This window comes from bacterium (genome assembly GCA_035295165.1).
In the GTDB taxonomy this organism is placed as follows: Bacteria; Sysuimicrobiota; Sysuimicrobiia; order Sysuimicrobiales; family Segetimicrobiaceae; genus JAJPIA01.
Genome location: DATGJN010000087.1, coordinates 1 through 2,818, shown reverse-complemented (window position 1 = coordinate 2,818; position 2,818 = coordinate 1). Strand labels below are relative to the sequence as shown.

The window sequence follows — 2,818 nt, the reverse complement described above, 5'->3', positions numbered from 1 at the left end:
CCCACACGGCGCTGGAAGGGCGGGTCCCAGCGGTCGCGAGTGTCAACAACGTGTGTGGGAACCACAACTAGCGCGCGACGTTGACCGGCCCGCGCCTCGGCGGATCCGTCCCCGCACGACGCCGCCGCTATCTCGCGCGGCAGCAGCGCGGACGTCCGGTCGCCCTCGAACGCCCGCCCTACGCGTCGATTCGCGTGTACAAGATGTGTCGGCGATTCCGGGGGTGCGGCCTGATCTTGACCGGCCACTCGCCGCTGTCCGCCGCCCGTTGAAAGGCATCGCTCTGTGGCAGTCCGGAGACTCAAGTTCATAGAGGGCCGCGTACCGCGGCACATCCGGGGTGGATGTCCGATAGCGGGTGGTGCTCAAGAGACCCGGGACCTTCAGCAGGGTTGGGACATTCCGCTTAGCGGTGGGTATGGTTGGGGGTTCATTCGAGACGACAGAGGGAGCAGCGCAGGGCCAGATTCAATGGTGCGGCTAGATTCAACCGTACCCAATGCAGGGGGTAGACTCTGCCACGGTGAAAAAGGCGGCGTCGTGAAAGAGCCGATCACGAAAGAGGGGCACATGTCCGACTCGTCTTTAGCCGTCCGGCTACTTCGACTCTTTGCCTGGCTTTGCTTCGTCGGTGGCATCATCCTGCTCATTGATGACCTGGTCCCGAGGGCTAGGGTGTACGCCCTGCCTTACTCGTTGTTTGGAATGCTCGTATTCCTGATGATCGGTTTGATCTTAGCCCTTGGCTTGGCGGCGTTCGTCGTGAGTGTTGAACTCAGGAAGCGAGGCTGGTAGCTGCTAAGGTTGCCTCTGTGAGTGTCGAGGTTAGTCTAGGGAAACGTATCTAAAACTATTTGAGGTAAGGGTTGTTAATCGTAAGGGTTGTTAATCTAGTGAACAAGAGACTTCCGCCCAACAGAATTTTCTAGATGCGTCGCTTTGTGCTGCTTCGTTTGGTCAGAAGGAGGGCTGGCCTATGATGGAAGCGATACATCTACTATCGTTCAGGGTGGAGATAGAGTCTTGCCATAGAGCCACCGTTGGCATTCAGAGTCTTTTTCTGGGTTACGTGAAAGGCACCACTTAATCCAACCGCCTACTTTGAGTTCGCCGGTCGCTTCTTTGAGCAGTTTGCTGTTTACATCGTAGGCTCGGACCGTGTGTACTCCTGCGGGCACTGTCATCGAGCACCACTCTTGAGGCTGCAACGTACAGTTGGCTATGGAATACGGATTATCGTCGTCGAAGACTCCAATTTGGGCGAGAGCATTGTAGGCCCACCGATTCCAGACGTAGATTATTCCAATGTCGCTGCTTTGCGCCCTAGCAGATCCCAACATGACCATTCCCAACAGCACGACGACAAGAGAGGCGAAGAGACACCTTCGCACAGTCGCACCCCGATGCGCCGATCAGCAAGTCCAGCGGTCAACGGGGCATTTGCGACAGTCGAGCGCTCGATTCCTGCGAACACGAGCGGCATGTGTTATGTCGCTTTGTGCCACTTCGCTTGGTCCGGATCACGGCGACGCGATAGGGCTAGATGCGGAGATATGCTCCGTATCGTACACTCTGTTGAAACCCGCCTCCTTCGCGGGCTCGACGTCCATGCGGACCAGGTACCGGAACTGTGCGCGCGTCGTCATCTACTCGCCTCCTCAGGCTTGATGTGGAGCACATCGGCCGGGGACCGGAACGGGAGGCCATCGATGAAGTCACCCTGGTTCGTGATCGGACCGGACGAGGGCGAGGTGCTTCACCTCCGTCCTCCCGCGCGGAGCGGCGCGGTCACCATCAAGGTCGACCCCAAGAACACTGGCTCGCATCGCCTGGCGATGGGACACCAACGGTTGGGTCCCGGCGGGTCGATCCCCGTGCATCTCCACGAGCGCCAGGACGAAATCCTCTTTGTCCACGCCGGGCGCGCCGACGTCATCCTCGAGGAGCAACGGCTGCCCGCCCCCACCGGGACGACCGTCTTCGTGCCGGAGGGTGTCTGGCACGGCGTCGACAACGCGGGGACCGACGTGCTTCACTTGGTCTGGATCATCACGCCGCCAGGCCTCGAAGAGATGTTCCGCGCCATCAGCACGACGGCCGGCGTCGAGAGCCCGCCGATGACACGAGACGAGTTTGTCGGCCTCGCCCGCCGTCACGGCATGCACGTTCGCGCGCCCGGCGCTTAGCGCTTTTCGGCGGCCGGAACGCACGAGAGCGCCGCGTCAGCCGGGGATGGTGATCATCTCGCTCGTCGACTGCCAATCCGTCAGCACGCGATGGCCGTCGGCGCTGGTCAGGATCAAGTCTTCAATGTGGTGCCGCCGGTCCTCCGACGCCCGATAGGTCGGCTCCAGCGCAATGAGCACTCCGGCCTCGAGGCGTTGAGGGTTGAACGGATGCAGCAGCGGATTGTCGTGTCCGCCGCCTCGGCTCACGCTGTGCCCGAGTGTGGTGCCGTCGGCGCAATGCCGGTCTGTTCAAAGGCCTGGGTGCAGAAGCGGACGACGGCGGCGGTAACACCGGGATTGAGACACCCGATGGTTCTGACGTAGGCGTCGCGATAGCTCCGGTACTCGTCGAGCTGCTGGGGACCGGCCTTACCGACGATGCCCATGCGCGCCATGTCTGAACTGAATCCGTCCCAGGTGCCGCCGAAGTCCGTGAGCACGGAATCACCGGGTAGTGTACGGTGTTGTGTGTAAAAGCAGGAGCCCAAAAAGGGAGGGCGTACCCCCGACCTGGACAATAACCACAAAGGAGGGATACGCCCGTGGCCAGTGTGACAGCACTGACCGATCTCACAGTAGCCGATCTGTGG

Annotated in this window: 5 protein-coding genes; 2 read left to right on the top strand and 3 right to left on the bottom strand. The window is 60.9% G+C overall.

The features are described 5' to 3' along the window. Positions 1 to 540 precede the first annotated feature (540 nt). A complete protein-coding gene (locus tag VKZ50_13900) occupies positions 541 to 795 on the top strand; it encodes a hypothetical protein (protein HLJ60814.1) in 255 nt (84 codons plus the stop codon). A gap of 725 nt (positions 796 to 1,520) precedes the next feature. Here VKZ50_13900 and VKZ50_13895 read toward each other — a convergent pair. Next, complete coding sequence (locus tag VKZ50_13895) at positions 1,521 to 1,646, bottom strand: hypothetical protein (protein ID HLJ60813.1); 126 nt, start codon at positions 1,644 to 1,646, stop codon at positions 1,521 to 1,523. Positions 1,647 to 1,709: 63 nt separating this feature from the next. On the opposite strand from VKZ50_13895, the gene VKZ50_13890 reads away from it, so the two are divergent. Beyond that, positions 1,710 to 2,186: a cupin domain-containing protein gene (locus VKZ50_13890; protein ID HLJ60812.1), complete on the top strand. Its 477-nt coding sequence runs from the start codon at positions 1,710 to 1,712 to the stop codon at positions 2,184 to 2,186. A gap of 36 nt (positions 2,187 to 2,222) precedes the next feature. Here the strand turns inward: VKZ50_13890 and VKZ50_13885 are convergent, their stop codons facing one another. Further along, on the bottom strand, positions 2,223 to 2,435 hold the full coding sequence (locus tag VKZ50_13885; GenBank protein HLJ60811.1) for a hypothetical protein: 213 nt from the start codon (positions 2,433 to 2,435) through the stop codon (positions 2,223 to 2,225). Further along, positions 2,432 to 2,716 (bottom strand): M24 family metallopeptidase, encoded by a 285-nt coding sequence (locus VKZ50_13880; GenBank protein HLJ60810.1) that lies wholly within the window; start codon positions 2,714 to 2,716, stop codon positions 2,432 to 2,434. Before VKZ50_13880 ends, VKZ50_13885 begins: the two co-directional genes overlap by 4 nt. Positions 2,717 to 2,818 lie beyond the last annotated feature (102 nt).

Coding starts and splice junctions, on each gene's coding strand:
- VKZ50_13895 (HLJ60813.1), bottom strand. CDS start 1,646: ATGACGACGCGCGCACAGTTCCGGTACCTGGTCCGCATGGACGTCGAG.
- VKZ50_13890 (HLJ60812.1), top strand. CDS start 1,710: ATGAAGTCACCCTGGTTCGTGATCGGACCGGACGAGGGCGAGGTGCTT.